The following is a 20,855-nucleotide window of genomic DNA, read 5'->3' on the forward strand; positions in this document are numbered from 1 at the left end:
CGCCGCCGCACGGCACCGGCGCCGCCCGGGACCGGGCCCTGGGCGTTCCCCGAGCCGGTGCCTGCTTCCAGCCTTCCACCGAGCCTCGGGACCGCGCAACGCCACGGTCCCGCCGGAGTCCGCCCCCGCCGCCGGCCGCTCAGCCGTGCCAGGACCGCCACAGGGCCGCGTACGCCCCGTCCGCCGCGACCAGCTCCTCGTGGCTGCCCAGCTCGCTGATCCGCCCGCTCTCGACGACCGCGATGACGTCGGCGTCGTGCGCGGTGTGCAGCCGGTGCGCGATGGCGATCACCGTGCGGCCGTCGAGGACCCGGGCCAGGGAGCGCTCCAGGTGGCGGGCGGCGCGCGGGTCGAGCAGAGAGGTCGCCTCGTCGAGGACCAGCGTGTGCGGGTCGGCCAGCACCAGGCGGGCCAGGGCGATCTGCTGGGCCTGCGCCGGGGTGAGCGCCAGGCCGCCCGAGCCGACCTCGGTGTCCAGGCCGTCGTCGAGGGCGCGGGCCCAGCCGTCCGCGTCGACCGCGCCCAGCGCCGCCCACAGTTCGGCGTCGACCGCGCCGGTCCGGGCGAGCCGCAGGTTGTCGCGCAGGGAGCCGACGAAGACGTGGTGCTCCTGGTTGACCAGGGCCACGTGCGCGCGGACCCGCTCGGCGGGCATCCGGGACAGCTCGGCGTCGCCCAGCGTGATCCGGCCGTCCCGCGGCGCGTAGATCCCGGCGAGCAGCCGGCCCAGCGTGGACTTGCCCGCGCCGGAGGGGCCGACCAGGGCCAGCCGGGTGCCGGGCGTGACCTCCAGGGACACCTTGCGCAGGACGTCCACGCCCTCCAGGTAGCCGAAGTGGACCCGGTCCGCGCGCACGTGGCGTCCCTCGGGCACCACCGCGGCGTCCCCGGCCTCCGGCTCGATGTCCCGGACCCCGACGAGCCGGGCCAGCGACACCTGCGCCACCTGCAACTCGTCGTACCAGCGCAGGATCATGCCGACCGGGTCGACCAGCATCTGCGCGATCAGCGCGCCGGTGGTGAGCTGGCCCACGTCGATCCAGCCGTGCAGCGCGAACACACCGCCGATCAGCAGCACCGAGGCGAGCACGGTCACGTGGGTGACGTTGATGACCGGGAAGAGCACCGACCGCAGCCAGAGCGTGTAGCGCTCCCAGGCCGTCCACTCCCGGATCCGCTGCTCGGACAGCGCGACCCGGCGCTCGCCCAGGCGGTGGGCCTCCACGGTCCGGCCCGCGTCCACGGTCTCGGCGAGCGCGGCGGCCACCGCGGCGTATCCGGCGGCCTCCGAGCGGTAGGCGGCCGGTGCCCGCCGGAAGTACCAGCGGCAGCCGACGATCAGCAGGGGCAGCGCGAGCAGCACGGCGAGCGCCAGCGGCGGTGCCGTGACGACCAGTCCGCCCATCAGCAGGACCACCCACACCACGCCGATCGACAGCTGCGGCACGGCCTCGCGCATCGCGTTGGCCAGCCGGTCGATGTCCGTGGTGATGCGGGACAGCAGGTCGCCCGTCCCGGCGCGTTCCAGCACGCCCGGCGGCAGCCCGACCGACCGGACGAGGAAGTCCTCGCGCAGGTCGGCCAGCATCCGCTCGCCCAGCATCGCGCCGCGCAGCCGCACCTGACGGACGAACACCGCCTGCACGGCCAGCGCCACGACGAACAGCCCGGCGGTGAGCTCCAGCCGCAGTTCGGCGGTCCCGTCGGACACCCGCTCCACGAGCCCGCCCAGCAGCCACGGACCGGCCATCGAGGCGATGACGGCCGCCGTGTTGACGGCGATCAGCAGCAGGAACGCCCGGCGGTGCCGCCGCAGCAGCTCGGTCACGTACGCGCGGACGGTCGCCGGAGCACCGACGGGCAGGGTGCTCGCCGTCGTCGGGGCCGCCGGGTCGTACGCCGGGGGCGCGACGCCGATCATGCCTTCTCCTCGATCTCTTCCAGTTCCTGCAGTACGTCCGTCAGGGCGACGGAGCCGTCCAGCACCTCGTCGTCCGTCTCGCGGGTGACCACGGCCCGGTAGCGGGGCTCGGTGTGCACCAGCTCCCGGTGGGCGCCCACCGCCACGACCTCGTCCTCGTGCAGGAACGCCACCCGGTCGGCGCGGTCCAGCAGCAGCGGGGAGGAGGTGAACACCACGGTCGTGCGCCCGGCACGCAACTCCCGTACGCTCTGGGCGATCCGCGCCTCGGTGTGCGAGTCGACGGCCGAGGTCGGCTCGTCCAGGACGAGCACCTCCGGGTCGGTGATCAGCGACCGGGCGAGCGCGAGCCGCTGCCGCTGGCCGCCGGACAGGGACCGGCCGCGTTCGGTGATCCGCGTGTCCATGGGGTCGGCCGCGTCCAGCGAGCCCTGCACCAGCGCCGCCAGCACGTCGTCGCACTGCGCGGCCGCCAGCGCGGCCTCGGGTGAGACGCCGCCCGAGGCGGGCACGTCCAGCAGCTCGCGCAGCGTGCCCGACAGCAGCACCGGGTCCTTGTCCTGGACGAGGACGGCCGTACGGGCGCTGTCCAGCGGGAGGTCGTCCAGCGGCACTCCGCCGAGCAGCACCGACACGCTCTCCTGCGACGGGTGCCCGCCCAGCCGTTCGGCCAGCCGGCCCGCCGCGTCCGGGTCGCCGCAGACCACGGCGGTCATCAGGCCGGCCTGCGCGAGCAGTCCGGTCCGCGGGTCGTACAGATCGCCCGAGGGAACCTCGGCGGCGCGCGATCCGGCGGTGTCCGTGGCCCGCTCCAGCGACAGCACGCCCGCGGCCCGCTTCGCGGAGGGCCGCGAGAAGGAGTACGCCATCGCGATCTCCTCGAAGTGCCGCAGGGGATAGGTGAGGACCATCACCGAGCTGTAGACGGTGACCAGTTCGCCGACGGTGATCCGGCCCTCGCGGGCCAGCCCCACGCCGTGCCAGACGACGGCGATCAGCAGCAGCCCCGGCAGCAGCACCTGGATCGCGGAGATCAGGGACCACATCCGGGCGCTGCGCACGGCCGCGTGGCGGACCTCCTGGGAGGCGCTGCGGTAGCGGTCGAGGAACAGTTCCTCCCCGCCGATGCCGCGCAGCACGCGCAGACCGGCGACGGTGTCCGAGGCGAGTTCGGTGGCGCGTCCGGCCTTCTCGCGCTGCACGTCGGCGCGCCGGGTGGCGCGGGGCAGCAGCGGCAGCACGGCGAGCGCCAGCGCGGGCAGGCCCACGGCGACGACCACGCCGAGCGCCGGCTGGTAGACGAGCAGGCCGGCGCAGACCAGCACGATGGTGACGAGGGCCGCGGTGAACCGGGACAGGGCCTCGACGAACCAGCCGATCTTCTCCACGTCGCCCGTGGACACGGCGACGACCTCACCGGCGGCGACGCGCCGGGTGAGCGCCGAACCCAACCGGGCGGCCTTGCGGGCGAGGAGCTGCTGGACGCGGGCGGCCGCGGTGATCCAGTTGGTGATGGCGGTGCGGTGCAGGAAGGTGTCGCCGACCGCGTTGCCGACGCAGGCCAGCGCCAGCAGTCCGCCCGCCAGGGCCAGTCGCGAGCCGGAACGGTCGACGACGGCCTGCACGGCGACACCGACGCAGAACGGCAGGGCGGCGACGGAGGCGAAGTGCAGCAGCCCCCAGGCGAGCGACTTGAGCTGACCGCCCAGCTGATTGCGGAAGAGCCACCACAGGAATCGGGGCCCCGAACGCGCGTCGGGCACGCCCGGGTCGGGATACGGAAGGTCTTGAATCTGCATGACGTCCCAGTGGCTCGTGTCAGGGGATGGGGGAGGGGGAGCGGACAGGAGGGCGGCCACGGCGGGGCGGGCCGAGGGCAGCAAACCGTGACAGGTTCGCTTCGGCACGTGGTCGGAGGCAACAGGTTTTCCGCTCACCGAACGGAACCGGCCGACACGGACGGGAACAGGGCCGCCCCGGGGGGCCGGTGCGCATTGCGCGGGCGGCGGACTCCCCGTAGAACACCGCCCATGAAGAGACGGATCGTCATGTCCATGCTTGCCGGGGCGACTCTCCTGGCGAGCACCCTCCTCGGGACCGGTCCCGCCCACGCGGCCGACGTCCCCGCCGAGTTCGGCACCGACTGGCACGACCCCGTCACGGCCGCCCCGCCCGTCGAGAGGCCGTCCGGGAAGTCCTGCGACGTCACCCTCGCGCGGGCGCAGTTCCGCGACTTCACCCCCTACCGCGGCACGTACGCCCCGCCCGAGGACTGCGGAGACCGCTGGAGCAAGGTGGTGCTGCGGCTCGACGGCCGGGTGAAGGGGCGTCAGTACGACCGGCTCGGCTACCTCCACGTGGGCGGTGTCGAGATCTTCCGCACCTCGACCCCGCAGCCCTCGCCCGACGGCATCGCGTGGTCGGTGGAGAAGGACGTCACCCGCTACGCCGACACCCTCCGCGACGTCCAGGACGTCGAGATGCTCATCGGGAACGTCGTCGACGACACCTACACCGGCGTGCTCGACGTCGAGGTCACGCTGACCTTCCACCCGGGCCGCCCCGACCCCGCGCTGCCCGACCGGGTCCTCACCCTCGACGAGGGCACCACCCTCACCACCCCGCGCAACAGCGAGCGCGTCGTCGCCGAGGTGTACGCGACCGGTTCCGGCGGCGGCTGCGAGGAGTACTGGTACCTGACCGTGCCCGACCCGGCGCCCTACTCCTGCAAGGCCGCCGGCGGCCCCTACCGCGAGGTGCAGATCCGTGTCGACGGCCGGCTCGCGGGCATCGCCACGCCGTTCCCGACCGTGTGGACCGGCGGCTGGTCCAACCCGTTCCTCTGGTACGTCGTCCCCGGCCCGCGCGCCTTCGACATCAAGCCGATCACCTACGACCTCACCCCGTTCGCCGGGCTCCTCAACGACGGCCGGCCGCACCGCGTCGAGGTCTCGGTGACCGGCGTGCCCGAGGGGCAGCCCGGCTGGAGCACCCCGGTGAACGTCCTCGTCTGGCAGGACGAGCGGCGCGCGCGGGTCACCGGGAAGCTCACCGCGCACCGGGAGGGCGACCCGGCCGGTTCCTCCGTCCACACGCCCGGCACGGAACACCGGGTGGACACCGACGCCGCCCACCGCCTCACCGTCGCCGGCTGGGTCGACACCTCGCACGGCCGTGTCCACACCACCGTCGGCCGCTCCCTCGCCCACACCTCCGTGCACCGCTGGACCGACGGCGAGACCAGGGACGGCCTCGACGCCACGTGGACCGACAGCGAGACGGTGACCGTGGACGGACGCACCACGCGCACACACCGCACGTACACGATGGACGGCACGACCACCCTCGGCGCGGGGGACCGGCTGCGCACCGTCCTGACCCTCGGCGACCGCGCCACGACCGTGGAGACACGTGGCGGTCGGCGTACCGCCTGGTCGCGGCTCGACGACACCTACACGGGAGACGCGACATACACGGCGAACGTGCCCCGGGACCAGCGGCACGCGGTCGGGACCACGAGCGAGCGCTACCGGCTGTACGGCTCGCACGGCTGCCACGACCGCACGCTGACCACCGCGCAGGGGGTGGTCACGGAGGACCGCAACCGCTGCTGACGGCAGGTGAGCCGGGCCGGTGACGGCGGCCGCCCCAGGCACGGTCACCTGGCTGGAACGGCCCGGTCGAACGCCGGCCGGTCCCGGGCGAAACGGGCCGTGGCCGCCGCTCCTCGCGCGGAGTGGCGGCCACGGCCCGGGCTGCGTCCCCGGGGCGTCAGCAGGAGCGCACCGGCGTCCCGTCGATCAGGGTGTCCAGCAGCCCGCCGAGCGACTCCCGCTGCTCCTGCGTCAGCGGCGCGAGGATCTCCTCCGCCGCCGACCTGCGCGCCGCCCGCAGCTCGCGCAGCGCGGCCCGCCCGTCGTCCGTGAGCTCGATCCGGATCACCCGGCGGTTCGCCGCATCCGGGACCCGGCGCACCTTGCCGCCCGCCTCCAGCCCGTCGACCAGCGTCGTCACGGCCCGCGGCACCACTTCCAGGCGCTCGGCCAGGTCGGCCATGCGGGGCGGCGAACCCCAGTGCGCGAGGGTGCGCAGCAGCCGGGACTGGGCCGGGGTGATGCCGAGGTCGCGCTGCTCCAGATGACGCTTCTGGATGCGGTGCACCCGGCGGGTGAGCCGCAGCAGCTGCTCGGCGAGCAGGCCGTCGGAATCGGGCGTGGTCATGCGGGAACAATATCAGGATGATGTTCATTGTGAGTATAGGTAACAATGAGCTACGATCCGACCCGCCCGGCCCCTGGGGCCGCACCCGCAGCGGCCCCGCCCGGCCCCACCGCCCCCGAAGGAGCCCATGCATCCCGACCGCGAAGCCCCCTGGTCCCCACCCGACGGTGCCGAGGAGCAACCCCGGCAGGTCCGCCGCATCCTGCGGCTGTTCCGCCCCTACCGGGGCCGGCTCGCGATCGTCGGCCTGCTGGTCGGCGCCGCGTCGCTGGTCTCGGTCGCCACGCCCTTCCTGCTGAAGGAGATCCTGGACGTCGCCATCCCCGAGGGGCGCACCGGCCTGCTCAGCCTGCTCGCCCTCGGCATGATCCTCAGCGCCGTCCTCACCAGCGTCTTCGGCGTGCTGCAGACCCTCATCTCCACCACGGTCGGCCAGCGCGTCATGCACGACCTGCGCACCGCGGTCTACGGCCGCCTGCAGCGCATGTCCCTGGCGTTCTTCACCCGCACCCGCACCGGCGAGGTGCAGTCCCGCATCGCGAACGACATCGGCGGCATGCAGGCCACCGTCACCTCCACCGCGACGTCCCTGGTCTCGAACCTCACCAGCGTCGTCGCCACGATCGTCGCCATGATCGCCCTCGACTGGCGGCTGACGGTCGTCTCGCTGCTGCTGCTCCCGGTGTTCGTGTGGATCAGCCGCCGCGTCGGCGACGAACGCCGGAAGATCACCACCCGGCGCCAGAAGCAGATGGCCGCCATGGCCGCCACCGTCACCGAGTCGCTCTCCGTCAGCGGCATCCTCCTCGGCCGCACGATGGGCCGCTCGGACTCCCTCACGAAGTCCTTCGCCGACGAGTCCGAGGAACTCGTCGACCTGGAGGTGCGGTCCAACATGGCGGGCCGGTGGCGCATGGCCGTCATCACGATCGTCATGGCCGCGCTGCCCGCCGTCATCTACTGGACCGCCGGCATGGCGCTCCAGTTCGGCGGCCCCGCGGTCTCCATCGGCACGATCGTCGCCTTCGTCTCGCTCCAGCAGGGCCTGTTCCGACCCGCCGTGAGCCTGTTGTCGACCGGTGTGCAGATCCAGACCTCGCTCGCCCTCTTCCAGCGCATCTTCGAGTACCTCGACCTGCCGATCGACATCACCGAACGCCCGGACCCGGTCCACCTCGACCGGATCAAGGGCGAGGTGACCTTCGAGCACGTCTCCTTCGGCTACGACGGCCAGGGCGGCCCGGTCCTCGACGACATCGACCTCACGGTCCCGGCGGGCGGCAGCCTCGCCCTCGTCGGCCCGACCGGCGCCGGCAAGTCCACGCTCGGCCACCTGGTGCCCCGGCTCTACGACGTCACCGGCGGCCGGGTCACGCTCGACGGGGTCGACGTCCGCGACCTGGACTTCGACACCCTGGCCCGCGCGGTCGGAGTCGTCTCGCAGGAGACGTACCTCTTCCACGCCTCGGTCGCCGACAACCTGCGCTTCGCCAAGCCCGACGCCACCGACGAGGAACTGCACCGGGCAGCGAAGGCCGCACAGATCCACGACCACATCGCGTCCCTGCCCGACGGGTACGACACCGTCGTCGGCGAGCGCGGCCACCGCTTCTCCGGCGGTGAGAAGCAGCGTCTGGCCATCGCCCGCACGATCCTGCGCGACCCGCCGGTCCTCGTCCTCGACGAGGCCACCAGCGCGCTGGACACCCGCACCGAGGCCGCCGTCCAGGACGCCATCGACGCCCTGTCGGCGAACCGCACCACGATCACCATCGCCCACCGGCTCTCCACCGTCCGCGGCGCCGACCAGATCGTCGTCCTCGACGGGGGCCGGGCCGTCGAGCGCGGGACGCACGAGGAACTGCTGCGGCGCGACGGCCGGTACGCGGCCCTCGTACGCCGGGACGCCCAACTGGAGCCGACAAGATGAAAATATGCCGGGTTTGTGACGATATGCGGGTTACCGTGCCCGCATGCAGAAGAACACTCCGCCACGGAGCACGATTCGACTGACGCGCCGGGGCCGTATCGCCCTCGTCGTGACCGGGGCCGTCGTGGTCGGTACCGCCGTGGCGGTGCCGCTGCTCACCCTGGCGCCCGAGGAGGACAGCCGGCCCACCACCCTGGTGATCCCCGAGGGCTGGCGCGCGAGCCAGGTCTACGCCGCCGTCGACAAGGCCCTCGCCCTGCCCGCCGGCAGCACGAAGAAGTCCGTCGCGAAGGCGATGCTGAAACTGCCGAACGACGCCGAGGGCAACCCGGAGGGGTACCTCTTCCCGGCGACCTATCCGCTCCCGGAGAAGGCCGAACCGGAGAAGCTCCTGCGGCTCATGGTCGACACCGCCAACGAGAAGTTCAACGGCGCCCCCATCGCCGCCGGCGCGCAGCGCAACGCCATGAACGTCTACCAGGCCGTCACCATCGCCAGCATCGTCCAGGCGGAGGCCGCCACCCGCACCGACATGGGCAAGGTCGCCCGGGTGATCTTCAACCGCCTGGAACGCGGCATGCCCCTGCAGATGGACTCCACCCTCAACTACGCCCTGAACCGCTCCACCCTGCGCACCACCGCGAGCGACACCCGGATCGACAGCCCCTACAACTCCTACCAGCGCATGGGTCTGCCGCCCACCCCGATCGACAACCCCGGCGAGGACGCCGTGCGCGCCGCCGTCAACCCGCCCCCGGGCGACTGGCTCTACTTCGTCACGGTCCGCCCGGGCGACACCCGCTTCACCGCCGACTACCGCCAGCACACGCGCAACGTCGCGGAGTTCAACGCCCACCGCGCCAAGAGCGCCGAGGCGCGCCCCTGAGGAGCGGCACGGCAGACCTCCGGACCGGCCGCGGCCGGTGCGCCCTACGCCGCGGCCGGCTCCCGCTCCAGCAGCCGCCGGATGTCGCGCACCGCCGCCCGGCCCGCGCGGTTCGCGCCGATCGTGCTGGCCGAGGGACCGTAGCCGACGAGGTGGACACGGGGATCGGCGGCCGCGTGCGTCCCCTCCATGCGGATGCCGCCGCCGGGGCCGCGCAGCCGCAGCGGAGCCAGGTGGTCGATGGCGGGGCGGAAGCCGGTGGCCCACAGGATGACGTCGGCCTCGACCCGCCGCCCGTCGTCCCACGCGACCCCGTCCGGGGTGATCCGGTCGAACATCGGCTGCCGGTCCAGCACCCCGTCCTCGATGCCCTGCCGGATCGCGTCGTTCAGCGGCAGCCCCGTCACGGAGACCACGCTGCGGGGCGGCAGCCCCTGCCGCACCCGCTCCTCGACCAGCGCGACGGCCGCCCGGCCCGCGTTCTCGTCGAACGGCCCTTCCCGGAAGACGGGCGGGCGGCGCGTCACCCACGTGGTGGCCGCGGCGTACGAGGCGATCTCCAGCAGGTGCTGTGTGCCCGAGGCGCCGCCGCCCACCACGACGACCCGCTGCCCGGCGAACTCCTCCGGCCCGGGGTACTGCGCGGTGTGCAGCTGCCGTCCCCGGAACGTCTCCTGGCCCGGGTAACGCGGCCAGAACGGCCGGTCCCAGGTGCCCGTCGCGTTGATCAGCGCCCGGGTCGACCACACCCCGTCCGAAGTCTCCACGCGCAGCCGCCCGCCGGTGCCCTCGCGTACCGCCCGGACGTCGACCGGCCGCCGCACCCGCAGGTCGAAGGTCCGCTCGTACCGGTCGAAGTACGCGCTGATCACCTCGGCGGACGGACGCGCCGGGTCCGCGCCCGTGAGCTCCATCCCCGGCAGCGCGTGCATCCCGTGCACCTTGCCGTACGTCAGCGACGGCCAGCGGAACTGCCAGGCGCCACCGGGCGCGGGGGAGTGGTCCAGCACGACGAAGTCGCGCTCCGGCTCGAGACCGGACCGCCGCAGGTGATAGACCCCGGCCAGACCGGCCTGACCCGCGCCGACGACGACCACCTCGACCTCGCGTGTGTTGTTCACACTTCCACCAACCGTGCGGCGGTCGTGGATCTTCCCGCGCTACGAGCCTTCCGAGGGCCGGGCCGCCGTGGTCGACGGCGGCAGGTCGCCGTTGAACCGGGTGTCGGTGAACGCGGCGAAGTCGACCTCGCGCGGGATGAGCTTCAGCGCCGTGAACGTGTCGGCGATCTCCTGCTCGGAGGCGATCAGCGGCTCGTCGACCGCCACGGCGACGCGGGTGGTGTACGTCCGCTTCACCGCCGCCAGCGCCACGTCCTCGGGGAGCCCGGTCTCCTTCGCCCAGACCCTCGCCCACTCCTCCTCGTGGTCGTGGACCCAGGTGTAGGCGCGCCGCAGCCGCTCCAGGTAGTCCTCGACGGCGGCCGCCTTCCGCGCGTCCGTCAGCGCGGCCGGCGCGGCGACCTGGAAGGTGTGCCCGTTGGTCACCCCGTCGCCGTCGGTCAGCACCCGGCCCTGCCCGCCCTTGAGGATCTGCGAGGTGTACGGGTCCCACACCGCCCACGCGTCGACCTTGCCGGCGGTGAACGCGGCGAGCGCGTCGGCCGGCTGGAGGTACTTCACGTCGACGTCGCTCAGCCTCAGCCCGGCCTTCTTCAGGGACGCCACCAGCTGGAAGTGCGCGGAGGAGCCCTGGGCGACGGCGACCGAGCGGCCCTTGAGCTGCTCGGGACGCTTCAGGGGCGAGTCGTCCGGGACGAGGACGGTGTCGCCCTTGGAGGTGCCGTGCCAGGCCGCCACCACCTTGATCTTCGAGCCCGCCCCGGCCGCGAAGACCGGCGGGGTGTTGCCCACGCCGCCGATGTCGACGGCCCCCGCGTTGACGGCCTCCAGCAGGGGCGGACCGGAGGTGAACGTCGACCACTTGATCCGGTAGTCGAGGTCCTCCAGCTCCCCGGCGGCCCGCAGGATGGCCTCCGAGCCGCCCTTCTGATCACCGACGCTGATCGTGACCGGGCCCCGGCCGTCGGTGCCGCCGTCCGACGTGCCGGCGGACGAGTTCCCGCCGCAGGCGGTGAGCAGCAGGGCCAGGGGCAGGAGCAGGGCGGCGGGGGTGAGGCGTCGTCGCATGGCGGTTCCGGTTCCGTTCGTGTGGGCCGTACGGCAGGGCGTACGGGCGAGACGTGTGAGTGGGTCCTACGGGGTGTTCGCGGAGGAGGGTCAGGCGGCGTCCGCGGCGGTCCCCTCGACACCGAGGCGTTCGAGGAGACCGGCGCGCAGTGCGGCGAAACGCGGGTCGGTGAGGTCGCGGGGCCGGTCGAGGTCGACGTGCTGCTCGTGCGCGATGACACCGCCGTCCATCACCAGGACCCGGTCGGCGAGCAGCACGGCCTCCTCGACGTCATGGGTGACGAGCAGGACCGCGCAGCCCCGGCGCTGCCACAGTTCGCCCACCAGCCGCTGCGCCTTGAGCCGGGTGAGCGCGTCGAGCGCGCCGAACGGCTCGTCCAGCAGCAGCAGATCGGGCTCGCGCACCAGCGCCCGGGCGAGAGAGGCGCGTTGGGCCTCACCACCGGACAGCGTCTTGGGCCAGGCGTCCGAGCGGTGCCCGAGGCCCACCTCGTCCAGGGCCCGCTCGGCGACGGCGCGCCCGGGCTTGCCCGGCAGGCCGAGCAGGACGTTGCGCCACACCTTCTTCCACGGCATCAGCCGCGGCGACTGGAAGGCCACGGCCCTGCGGCGCGGCACCAGCACGGTGCCCTCGATCTCGCGGTCGAGCCCGGCGAGGATGCGCAGCAGCGTCGACTTGCCGCAGCCGCTGCGCCCGAGCAGGGCCACGAACTCGCCCGGCCGGACGTCCAGGCGCAGATCGTCGATGACGGCGCGTCCGTCGAAGGAGCGGGTGAGCCCCTGGACGTGGACCGCCTGCGGGATCACCGGCCGGTGAACGTCGGTCGCCATTGCAGCAGCAGCCTTTCGAGGGAGCGGACGATGAAGTCGGCCAGCAGGCCGAGGAAGGCGTAGACGACGAGGCAGACCACGATCACGTCGGTCCGCAGGAAGTCCCGTGCCTGCACCATGAGGAACCCGATGCCGGAATCGGCGTTCACCTGCTCGGCGAAGACCAGCGCGAGCCAGGCGATGCCGAGCGAGTAGCGCAGCCCGGTCATCGCGCCGGGCAGCGCGCCCGGCAGGACGACGTGCCGCACGAGCCCCCGGCGGGACAGTCCCAGTGACTCGCCTGCCTCGATCAGCTGGGCGTCCACGCCCCGGATCCCGGCGTAGACGTTGAGGTAGAGCGGGAAGGTCACGCCGAGCGTGATGATGGCGACCTTGGGGGCCTCGCCGATGCCGAACCAGATGATGAACAGCGGGATGAGACCCACGAAGGGCACGGTCCGCAGCATCTGCAGCGGCGCGTCCACGAGGTCCTCGCCGATCCGGAACAGCCCGGAGAGCAGGGCGAGTCCGGTCCCCACGACGAGACCCAGCAGCAGCCCGGCGGCGACCCGCTGCAGTGAGGTGCCCATGGCGGCGGGCAGCGAACCGTCGGCCACCATGTCCCCGGCGACCCGCGCGATCCGGCCCGGCGAGGCGAGGACGTCCGAGGGCAACACGCCGGTGCTGCTGAGGAGTTGCCACAGCGCCACCAGCAGCACGGGACCACTGGCGCGGCGCAGCCAGCGCGGGACACGGGCACGACGGGAGGAGGCGGGGACGAGGGGCTGGAGGTCGGGAGGGGAGGCATCGGGAGGTGAGACGCCGGGCTCGGAGGGCGTCGGCGGGGCATGGCTGATGCTCATGAGGGCTCCACGGAGGAGAGCGGGGGCCGGGGTGAGGGCACGCCTCACGGGCGCGGCACACCGACGGGACCCGGATCAGCACCGGTCGGCGGGCAGGCGCGACGAAGGCGGGGAAAGGAAGAGGCAGGAAAAGCAGGTGAAGGGGGAGAAGGGCGTCAGCGGCCGCGGCGACACGCGGCGGAGGCCACCCGCAGCAGGTCGATGTGACCGCGCGTGGTGAGCAGGGCTGAACGCAACATGCCGCAGAACCTAGTCAGACGGCATGCGCACGGTCAACGGGCGTCTCGTCCACCGGACGCCGGTTCCGGAACACGGCCGGGCGGGTCCGGGAGAAACCCGTCGGGTGCGTCAGGATGGAAGACATGTCAGATGCCTTCACCACCCGAGTTCTGAACGTCACCACCGGTTCCGCGGAGAGGGTCGTCGACATCACCGGCGACTGCGAGTCCTTCCTGCGCGAGGCGGCCGCCGGCCGCGACGGTCTGCTCAACGTCTTCGTGCCGCACGCGACGGCCGGCATCGCCGTGCTGGAGACCGGCGCCGGCAGCGACGACGACCTCCTGGCCGCGCTGCACACGCTGCTGCCCGCCGACGACCGCTGGCAGCACCGGCACGGCAGCCCCGGGCACGGCCGTGACCACGTCCTGCCGGCCCTCGTCCCGCCGCACGCGACCCTGCCGGTCCTCGGCGGGCGGCTGGAGCTCGGCACCTGGCAGTCGGTGTGCCTGGTCGACACCAACCGCGACAACCCGGATCGCAAGGTGCGGCTGAGCTTCCTGGGGTGAGGCCTCCTGCCTGGCCCGCATGCTCCTCGTCCACGGCACCGTGACGCCCCATGGGCGCCCTCAACTGGGCTGCGGCAGAGCCTGATTCGCCGCCGGGCCCGTCCGTCGGCCACCCCCCCCGTCGTTACTCGCGAGTCGCCCCTGGGGTAGGGTCCCCACGGTTTCCGGCTACCGACTGATGGTGTGCCGGTACAGGGCGTGTCGGAGGGTGGCAAGACGATGGACTCCCAGTGGGACGACGGCGGTTCCGTGGACCTGGACGACACGGGGTTGGAGACGCTGAGTCCCGAACCGCTGCTGACCCGGGACTACGAGACGCGTCCCTCCCTCGTGTACGAGCGGCTGCGCCGGCGGCACGGCCCCGTCGCCCCCGTCGACCTGCTGGGTGTGCCCGCCTGGCTCGTCCTCGGCTACCGCGAGGCGCTCCAGGTGCTCCAGGACGACGAAGCCTGGCCCAAGGGGCTGGAGAACTGGCGGGCCCGTTCCGAGGGCCGGGTGCCCTCCGACTGGCCGCTCGGCCCCTCCCTGGAGGTCAACCACATCCTGATCCAGGGCGGCCCCGGCTACCGGCCGCTGCGCACCGCCTGGGACGCCGCCCTCAAGCCGTTCCAGGACCCCCGCCACCCGCAGGCCAGGCGTCTGAAGTCCGCCGTCACCGCCTACGCCGACGAACTGATCACCCTGATCGGGCAGGGCGGGAAGACCGGTGTGGCCGACCTGTCGGCGCAGTTCTCCCGGCCGCTGCCGCTGATGGTGGCCAGCCACCTGCTCGGCTTCCCGGGCTCCCAGGGCGACGACGCGCTGATGGACATGTGGCGCGTGCTCGACGCGGGCCCGGACGCCGAGGCCGCGCTGGAGCGGCTGCTGGCGACGCTGGCCGAACTGGCCGCGCTGAAGCTGGAGAAGCCCGGCGACGACTTCCCCTCCTACCTGCTGGCCGCCCACCCGGACCTGTCGCTCGACCACCTGGCCCGCGAGCTGTTCATGCTGCTCGGCATGACCTCCGACCACGTCGGCATCCTCATCTCCAACACCGTCGTGGAGGTCGTCTCGGGCGAGAGCAGCGTGCGCGCCAGCCTGTCCGCCGGCATGGTCAGGGAGACCATGAACCGGGTCGTCATGCGCAAGCCGCCGCTGGTGAACTTCGTCCCGCGCTTCGCCGCCCGGGACACCCCGCTCGGCAACTACACGATCCGGGCCGGCGACCCGGTGTGGGTCTCCTCGGCCGCCGCACACGCCGATCCGCTCTTCGCCGGCCACGTCGCCTCCGGCACCACCATCAGCACCCGGGCGCACCTGTCCTGGGGAGCGGGCCCGCGCCAGTGCCCGGCCCGCGAACTCGCCTCGACGGTCGCCGCGGTGGGAGCGGGACGCGTCTTCGAGCGGTTCGACCACCTCGACCTGGCCCTGCCCGCCGACCAACTGCCCTGGCGTTCCTCGCCGTTCATGCGCGGCCTGCGCTCGCTGCCCGTGCGCTACGAGCTCGCCGCTACGCCCGCGCGACGGGCCGGGACGGTGGACGACCCGGCCCCCGAAGTGGCGCGGGAGGTCCTGCCCGACCCGTCCGCCCGGCAGCGCTCCTCCCTGTGGCGCTACCTCACGGGCCTGATCCGCGGCGGCTCACGGGCCTGATCCATGCGGTGACGGCGGCGGCTCACGGCCCTGATCCACGGCGCTCGCGGGACTGGTCCCCGGCGGCCGCCGACCGGGAGCCGCCGGGCCGAACGCCCATCCCGTACCGACGTTCCTCCCGGGTCCGCGCGTACGGTCTCACGCCGTACACGTGACGAACGGCGCTGGTCCGCGGCCCTCGGGCTCTGAGATGCTCGTGTCGGATCCCGGAACAGGGCGTGAGGGCCCACGGAGGCCGGGCAGGTACAACCTCGATGACCTGCCCGGCCGTCCTCTGCCCGAGGGCGTTCGAAGGTCCGGCCGCTCACACCCAGCCGGACTCGGTGGCGATCCTGATCGCGTCGATGCGGGTGCGTCCGCCGGTCTTGCGGGTGATCGCCGACAGGTGGTTGCGGACCGTGGCCACGGACAGACACAGCCGCTCGGCGATCTCCCGCGTGGGCGTGCCGTCGGCGGTCAGCCGCAGCACCTCCACCTCGCGCGGCGTCAGCGGGTTCGCGCCCGCGTCCAGCGCGGCCAGGGCGAACTCCGGATCGACGAACCGCTGCCCCCGCACGAGCTTGCGCACCCCGTGCACCAGCCGGTCCGGCGGCGCGTTCGTGCTGATGACACCCGCCGCGTGCAGATCCAGCATGCGGCGCAGCCGCTCGGGCGTCGTGGACGCCATCATCAGCAGCATCCGGCACTCCGGCAGCCGCTCCCTCAGCTCGCCCCGGACCGCGACCTCCTCGCCCGCCCGGGAGTCCACGTCGATCACGGCCACGTCGGGCCGGCACGCCAGGGCGCGCGCCACCACGTCACCGTCACCGTCGGCCTCGGCGACGACCTCGATGTCGTCCTCGCGGGACAGCAGCGCGGCGAACGCTCCCCGCACGAGACGGGTGTGCTGGACGAGCAGAACGCGGATCACGATCGGATTATCACCGCCAGGCCGGGCGACCGCCCTCCGGGCGGCGGGCACGACCGGCACGAGTGGTGAGGTCCGTGAGGCGGGCGTACCGTCGAACGGTGGACACCGCAGGCAGCAGCCCGCAGCCGGCCGCACCACAGACGACCGCCACCGGTGAGTCCGGTGGCGGCGGAAGCGCGATGGCGCTGTTCGTCATCGCCTCGTGCCAGTTGATGGTGGTCCTCGACATCACCATCGTGAACATCGCGCTCCCGCACATCCAGAGCTCGCTGGACTTCTCCACCACGAGCCTGTCCTGGGTGGTGAACGCCTACACGCTCACCTTCGGCGGACTGCTGCTGCTCGGCGGCCGGGCCGGCGACATCCTGGGCCGGCGGAGGGTGTTCATCTTCGGCGTGCTGCTCTTCGTGCTGGCCTCCCTGCTCGGCGGATTCGCCCAGAACTCCGGCCAACTCCTCGGCGCCCGTGCTCTGCAGGGCGTCGGCGGAGCCATCGCCTCCCCGACGTCCCTCGCCCTGATCAGCACGACCTTCCGCGAAGGGCCCGAACGCAACCGGGCCTTCGGGGTGTTCGCGGCGGTCTCGGCGGGCGGCGGCGCCATCGGCCTGCTCGCGGGCGGGATGCTCGTGGAGTGGCTGAACTGGCGGTGGGTGCTGTTCGTCAACGTGCCCATCGGCCTGCTCATCGTGCTCGCCACACCCAAGTGGATCAGGGAGTCCGAGCGCCACCCGGGGCGCTTCGACATCGTCGGCGCGCTCACCTCCACCGCGGGCATGGTGCTGCTGGTCTACGGATTCATCCGGGCGGCACAGGACGGCTGGCGGGACGCGCTGACGCTTGCCTCGTTCGCCGGGGCGGTCGTCCTGCTCGTGGCGTTCATCCTGATCGAACGGCGCTCCAGACAACCCATCACTCCGCTGCACATGTTCGCCGACCGCAACCGCGCGGGCACCTACGGCATCATGCTGTGCCTCGCCGCCGCGATCTTCGGCATGTTCTTCTTCCTCACCCTCTTCGTGCAGAACGTGCTGGAGTTCAGCCCTCTGGAGGCGGGCCTCGCCTTCCTGCCGGTCAGCGCGGTCATCGCCGTCGGCGCCGGACTGGCCTCGCGCTTCCTGCCCGTCTACGGGCCCAAGCCCTTCATGGTGCTCGGCGCGATCCTGGCGGCGGCCGGACTGGCCTGGCTCACCCTGACCGACGTGCACTCCACCTACGCCGGCAGCGTCCTCGGGCCGATGCTCGTCTTCAGCCTGGGCATGGGCATGGAGTTCGTGTCGCTGACCCTCATGGCCCTCTCCAACGTGCCCACCCCGGAGACCGGCGCGGCCTCCGGCCTCCTCAACGCCACCCAGCAGGTCGGCGGCTCGCTCGGCCTGTCCATCCTGGTGACGATGTACGGCACGGCCAGCACCAACGAGGCGGACAAACAGGTCCCGGCCTTCCTGCAGCAGGCCACCCCGGCCGAGCGCCTGCGGTTCGAACGCACCGGGCAGCTGCCCAAACCGTGGTCCGACGAGATCCTCACCGCCGGAGTCTCGGCCGCCTTCATCATGGCGGCGATCTTCACCGCCGTCGCCGCGGTGATCGCCCTGCTCGTCATCCAGGTCCGCCCCTCCGACCTGGAGCGCCTCAAGGGCGGAGCGGGCCCCGGCCCGATGTGAGCCCCGCCCGGCCGCGTGAACGGTGGTACACGAGCCCCCGGACCCCCGCCCCACCGCGCGGCGGTAACGGAACGGGGCATCCGGGGGCACCGGGCCCGGCACAACGTACGGCCGCGGTGAGCCGAGGAGCGAGGTCCGGGTGCGTCACCGCACCGTACGGGGGCCGGCGGCCAGGGCATCGGGCAGGCCCGTGGCGTCCGTGCCCAGCTTGCGGAAGACGGAGGACAGCTGCTGGCGCACGCCCTGCTCCGTGATCCGCAGGTCCTTCGCGACCACCGAGGCCGGGTGGCCCCGGGCCGTCAGCTCGGCCGCCCGGCGCTCCTGGGCCGTCAGCATGTCCGTGTGCGCGTAGCGCAGGGGGAGCGGGCGGAGCCCGGCGGCGGACAGCTCCCGCCTCGCCCGGGCGGCCAGTCCCTCGGCGCCGCAGTGCACCGCGCCCTCCAGCCCCTGGTAGAGCCGGTCGGCGGCGTCGTGCAGACGGCCGTTGCGGGCCAGGGCGGCGCCGTGTCCGACCTGGGCCCGGGCCAGCTCGTACGCGGCGGGGGAGCGCTGCAGATGGTCGACGGCCTGCGCGTGCAGATCGAGCGCCGCCTCACCGCCCGTCACCTCCGCCTGGGCATGCAGCGCCTGGCCGATCGCCGAGGCCGCGCCGAAGTCCCGGGCCCGCTTCACGGCGTCCTGCGCGTGCTGCACGGCCCGGTCCGGAGCCCGGCGCGCCAGGGCCTTCGCCAGCCCCAGCTGCCACGGGCACCAGGCGGGGTTGCGCCAGTCCCGGCCCTCCAGCCACTCGCCCACCTCGGACAGCAGGGAGGCGGCCTCGTCCGGCCGGCCCTCCGCCAGCAGCAACTCGGCGTAGACGGTGCGCGGGTCGGGGTAGATGACGGCGTTCGGGATGACGTCCCCGTAGCGGTACCGGTCGGCGAGCCGGCGTGCCGCCACCACCCGGCCGCGGGCCAGCAGGGTCTGGACGAGGATGCCGACGGCGAACCACTGGGCGGGCACGGCCCCTTCCACCCGGTCGGCGATGCCGAGACCCTCCCGGACCAGGTTCTCCGCCTCGGCCAGGCTGCCCCGCCGGTAGCGGATGTACCCGGACAGGGTCCGGCCCAGGGCCAGATGGGAGCCGCGCCAGCCCTTGGACTCGCACTCGGCCATGCCCTTCGCGAACAGTTCCTCGGCCCGGCGCGGCTGGTCGCAGTACATGAACACCAGGGCCACGGAGACCGGCACCTCGAAGCCGCGGTTCTCGTCGGTCCAGCTCAGCCCGCCGTCCAGGGCCTTCTCGGCGTACGCCAGGGCCTGCTGCCGGGGCTCGCCGCACATCATGGCGTCCCAGGCCCGCAGGCCGAGGATGTAGCGCTCCTCCAGCCGGCGGCCGGTCAGGCGGTCGGCCAGCCGGGCGAGCCTGCGCGAGCGGCCGGCCGAGTCCTGCTCGTCGGTGCGGAACGCGCTCCAGACGAAGTGGTCGGCCTGCATCCGCAGCCGGATGCGGGGATGGGCGGTCGCCCGGCGCGCCTCGTCGGCGGCCACCGTCGCGGCCTCCGCCATCCGGTCCGTGTGGGCGAGCGCCTGGGTGAGCAGGTACACCATCGACGCGCGCAGCTCGGGATCGATGTCGCCCTCCGCCAGCGCCTCCCGCAGGTGCGCGACGGTCGCCGTGGGCTTGATGAGGAAGGTGGCGCAGGCCAGCTCGTGCAGCAGGGCGGGGCGCTCCTCGGGCAGGGGCGGCTCCTGCAGTGCGCGGTTCAGCAGGCGCCGGGCCGCCTCGGGGGCGCCGGAGTGCAGCGCCTCGCGCGCGGCCTGCCGCAGACAGGCGACGGCCTCGGCGCTGCCCTCGCAGGGCACCTCCAGCAGGTGCCGGGCCGCCGCCGCGGGGCCGAATCCGGCCGCGCGGACGGCCTCCGCTGCCGAGTTGTGCATGCCTTCCCGCAGGCTCGTGCCGATGGCACCATAAATGGTGGTGGCGATGGTCGGGTGGACGAACTCCAGACCGTCCCCGTCCCCGTCGGTGAGGATGCGGGCGGCGCGCAGCCGGTCCGCCGCCTCGTCCGCCGCCGTACTGCCGATCGCCGCGATACGGGCGGCCAGCTCCTGGGAGATGGCCTGGCCCAGCACGGCGGCGGCGTAGGCGAACCGGACGGTCGTGGTGCCGAAACCGTGGAGGCGCTCGATCAGCCCCGGCCCCGTCACCGCGGCGGCCAGGTCGCGCATGACGGGCAGGTCCTCGCCGGTGCCCCGCAGCCGGCGCTCGCCGAGCCGGATGGCGAGTTCGACGGCTTCGAAGGGGCTGCCTCCGGTGACCTCCCAGCACTCCTCGCAGAACCCGTCCTCGGCCTGCTCACCCACTTCGTCCCGGACGAGCCGCGCCACGGCCGTCGCACTGAGCGGTTCCAGGGCGAAGGGGCGGTGGTCCGGCTGGGCGGTGCCGAAGGAGTCCGCCTCCGGCGGCAGTTCGTCGGGCCGGTAGGCGACGACCATCAGCAGGGGCAGGTCGACGGTCCGGGGCGCGAACGAGGACAGCCACGTCAGGGACTCGACGTCGGCCCAGTGCAGATCGTCCAGGAGGAGAACCACGGGTGCCTTCTTGACGGCGAGGCGCGTCATCACCCAGTCCAAGCCGTCCCGCACCCCGGTCGGGTCCGGCGCGTGGCCGCTCGGCGTCGCCACCAGGCCGAGCGCGGCGGCGACGATGTCGTACCAGCCGCCCAGGAACGCGCGCAGCTCCGCCTCGTCCATGGTCGCCAGTGCGGGCTGCACGAGCTGGCGCACCACGTGGAACGCCAGCTCCTGCTCGTTCTCGCCGCCCCGCCCCGAGAGCACCGTGAAGCCCTCGGCCCGGGCCCGGGTGCGGGCCTCGGTCAGCAGGGCGGTCTTGCCTCTCCCGGCCGGGCCGGTGAAGGCCAGCAGCCCGCCGCGCGGCGTCTGGGGCACACCGTCGGCACGGTCGCGCAGAGCCGCCAGCGCCGCGTCGAGGGCCGTCAGCTCCCTGCGGCGTTCGAGCAACGGCCGGGGCTCGGGCGGGGGTTGCCGCAGCTCATTCGCCATGT

General features: G+C 73.4%; 16 protein-coding genes. 6 read left to right on the plus strand and 10 right to left on the minus strand.

The features are described 5' to 3' along the window. Positions 1-139: 139 nt before the first annotated feature. Together ACIGAQ_RS25015 and ACIGAQ_RS25020 are read right to left on the minus strand one after the other, a co-directional pair. A complete protein-coding gene (locus ACIGAQ_RS25015; RefSeq protein WP_399786266.1) occupies positions 140-1,921 on the minus strand; it encodes an ABC transporter ATP-binding protein in 1,782 nt (593 codons plus the stop codon). Beyond that, positions 1,918-3,720, minus strand: a complete 1,803-nt coding sequence (locus ACIGAQ_RS25020; protein ID WP_399786269.1) for an ABC transporter ATP-binding protein — start codon at positions 3,718-3,720, stop codon at positions 1,918-1,920. Before ACIGAQ_RS25020 ends, ACIGAQ_RS25015 begins: the two co-directional genes overlap by 4 nt. A gap of 231 nt (positions 3,721-3,951) precedes the next feature. Between ACIGAQ_RS25020 and ACIGAQ_RS25025 the strand changes: the two genes are divergently transcribed. Then, positions 3,952-5,535, plus strand: coding sequence for a peptide-N4-asparagine amidase (locus ACIGAQ_RS25025; protein WP_399786272.1), 1,584 nt, complete (start codon positions 3,952-3,954; stop codon positions 5,533-5,535). 157 nt (positions 5,536-5,692) lie between these two features. Here ACIGAQ_RS25025 and ACIGAQ_RS25030 read toward each other — a convergent pair whose 3' ends face one another. Then, a complete protein-coding gene (locus tag ACIGAQ_RS25030) occupies positions 5,693-6,142 on the minus strand; it encodes a MarR family transcriptional regulator (protein WP_311682033.1) in 450 nt (149 codons plus the stop codon). Between the two features lie 127 nt (positions 6,143-6,269). Here ACIGAQ_RS25030 and ACIGAQ_RS25035 point away from each other — a divergent pair, with 127 nt between their 5' ends. Further along, a complete protein-coding gene (locus ACIGAQ_RS25035; protein ID WP_362278808.1) occupies positions 6,270-8,072 on the plus strand; it encodes an ABC transporter ATP-binding protein in 1,803 nt (600 codons plus the stop codon). 43 nt (positions 8,073-8,115) lie between these two features. After that, positions 8,116-8,958, plus strand: a complete 843-nt coding sequence (mltG, locus tag ACIGAQ_RS25040) for an endolytic transglycosylase MltG (protein WP_311682031.1) — start codon at positions 8,116-8,118, stop codon at positions 8,956-8,958. A gap of 44 nt (positions 8,959-9,002) precedes the next feature. On the opposite strand, the gene ACIGAQ_RS25045 is transcribed toward mltG, so the two are convergent. From ACIGAQ_RS25045 to ACIGAQ_RS25065, 5 genes are all read right to left on the minus strand, one after another. After that, a complete protein-coding gene (locus tag ACIGAQ_RS25045; protein ID WP_399786276.1) occupies positions 9,003-10,079 on the minus strand; it encodes an NAD(P)-binding domain-containing protein in 1,077 nt (358 codons plus the stop codon). 39 nt (positions 10,080-10,118) lie between these two features. Beyond that, the gene (locus ACIGAQ_RS25050) at positions 10,119-11,147 is read right to left on the minus strand and encodes an ABC transporter substrate-binding protein (protein WP_399786279.1); all 1,029 of its coding nucleotides are present in this window, start codon (positions 11,145-11,147) and stop codon (positions 10,119-10,121) included. 90 nt (positions 11,148-11,237) lie between these two features. Next, positions 11,238-11,978, minus strand: a complete 741-nt coding sequence (locus ACIGAQ_RS25055) for an ABC transporter ATP-binding protein (protein WP_399786282.1) — start codon at positions 11,976-11,978, stop codon at positions 11,238-11,240. After that, complete coding sequence (locus tag ACIGAQ_RS25060) at positions 11,951-12,820, minus strand: ABC transporter permease (RefSeq protein WP_311682026.1); 870 nt, start codon at positions 12,818-12,820, stop codon at positions 11,951-11,953. The genes ACIGAQ_RS25055 and ACIGAQ_RS25060 overlap by 28 nt, the downstream gene beginning before the upstream one ends. 155 nt (positions 12,821-12,975) lie before the next feature. Further along, a complete protein-coding gene (locus tag ACIGAQ_RS25065) occupies positions 12,976-13,059 on the minus strand; it encodes a putative leader peptide (RefSeq protein ID WP_313884353.1) in 84 nt (27 codons plus the stop codon). A gap of 123 nt (positions 13,060-13,182) precedes the next feature. Here ACIGAQ_RS25065 and ACIGAQ_RS25070 point away from each other — a divergent pair, with 123 nt between their 5' ends. Further along, positions 13,183-13,605 (plus strand): secondary thiamine-phosphate synthase enzyme YjbQ, encoded by a 423-nt coding sequence (locus ACIGAQ_RS25070; protein WP_311682025.1) that lies wholly within the window; start codon positions 13,183-13,185, stop codon positions 13,603-13,605. Between the two features lie 219 nt (positions 13,606-13,824). Continuing rightward, positions 13,825-15,237 carry a cytochrome gene (locus ACIGAQ_RS25075; RefSeq protein WP_399786287.1) on the plus strand — a complete coding sequence of 471 codons (1,413 nt, stop codon included), beginning with the start codon at positions 13,825-13,827 and terminating at the stop codon, positions 15,235-15,237. A gap of 304 nt (positions 15,238-15,541) precedes the next feature. Here the strand turns inward: ACIGAQ_RS25075 and ACIGAQ_RS25080 are convergent, their stop codons facing one another. After that, positions 15,542-16,147: a response regulator transcription factor gene (locus tag ACIGAQ_RS25080; RefSeq protein WP_311682022.1), complete on the minus strand. Its 606-nt coding sequence runs from the start codon at positions 16,145-16,147 to the stop codon at positions 15,542-15,544. A gap of 179 nt (positions 16,148-16,326) precedes the next feature. Here ACIGAQ_RS25080 and ACIGAQ_RS25085 point away from each other — a divergent pair, with 179 nt between their 5' ends. Continuing rightward, a complete protein-coding gene (locus ACIGAQ_RS25085) occupies positions 16,327-17,808 on the plus strand; it encodes an MFS transporter (RefSeq protein ID WP_362278919.1) in 1,482 nt (493 codons plus the stop codon). Positions 17,809-17,952: 144 nt separating this feature from the next. On the opposite strand, the gene ACIGAQ_RS25090 is transcribed toward ACIGAQ_RS25085, so the two are convergent. Beyond that, on the minus strand, positions 17,953-20,853 hold the full coding sequence (locus tag ACIGAQ_RS25090) for an AAA family ATPase (RefSeq protein ID WP_399786290.1): 2,901 nt from the start codon (positions 20,851-20,853) through the stop codon (positions 17,953-17,955). Positions 20,854-20,855 lie beyond the last annotated feature (2 nt).

Source organism: Streptomyces sp. NPDC085932 (assembly GCF_044540525.1).
GTDB lineage: Bacteria > Actinomycetota > Actinomycetes > Streptomycetales > Streptomycetaceae > Streptomyces > Streptomyces levis.

Bases quoted from the DNA above. Each gene is read 5' to 3' on its own strand.
- ACIGAQ_RS25015 (WP_399786266.1), bottom strand. From the start codon at position 1,921: ATGATCGGCGTCGCGCCCCCGGCGTACGACCCGGCGGCCCCGACGACG.
- ACIGAQ_RS25020 (WP_399786269.1), bottom strand. From the start codon at position 3,720: ATGCAGATTCAAGACCTTCCGTATCCCGACCCGGGCGTGCCCGACGCG.
- ACIGAQ_RS25025 (WP_399786272.1), top strand. From the start codon at position 3,952: ATGAAGAGACGGATCGTCATGTCCATGCTTGCCGGGGCGACTCTCCTG.
- ACIGAQ_RS25030 (WP_311682033.1), bottom strand. From the start codon at position 6,142: ATGACCACGCCCGATTCCGACGGCCTGCTCGCCGAGCAGCTGCTGCGG.
- ACIGAQ_RS25035 (WP_362278808.1), top strand. From the start codon at position 6,270: ATGCATCCCGACCGCGAAGCCCCCTGGTCCCCACCCGACGGTGCCGAG.
- mltG (WP_311682031.1), top strand. From the start codon at position 8,116: ATGCAGAAGAACACTCCGCCACGGAGCACGATTCGACTGACGCGCCGG.
- ACIGAQ_RS25050 (WP_399786279.1), bottom strand. From the start codon at position 11,147: ATGCGACGACGCCTCACCCCCGCCGCCCTGCTCCTGCCCCTGGCCCTG.
- ACIGAQ_RS25055 (WP_399786282.1), bottom strand. From the start codon at position 11,978: ATGGCGACCGACGTTCACCGGCCGGTGATCCCGCAGGCGGTCCACGTC.
- ACIGAQ_RS25060 (WP_311682026.1), bottom strand. From the start codon at position 12,820: ATGAGCATCAGCCATGCCCCGCCGACGCCCTCCGAGCCCGGCGTCTCA.
- ACIGAQ_RS25065 (WP_313884353.1), bottom strand. From the start codon at position 13,059: ATGTTGCGTTCAGCCCTGCTCACCACGCGCGGTCACATCGACCTGCTG.
- ACIGAQ_RS25070 (WP_311682025.1), top strand. From the start codon at position 13,183: ATGTCAGATGCCTTCACCACCCGAGTTCTGAACGTCACCACCGGTTCC.
- ACIGAQ_RS25075 (WP_399786287.1), top strand. From the start codon at position 13,825: ATGGACTCCCAGTGGGACGACGGCGGTTCCGTGGACCTGGACGACACG.
- ACIGAQ_RS25085 (WP_362278919.1), top strand. From the start codon at position 16,327: ATGGCGCTGTTCGTCATCGCCTCGTGCCAGTTGATGGTGGTCCTCGAC.
- ACIGAQ_RS25090 (WP_399786290.1), bottom strand. From the start codon at position 20,853: ATGGCGAATGAGCTGCGGCAACCCCCGCCCGAGCCCCGGCCGTTGCTC.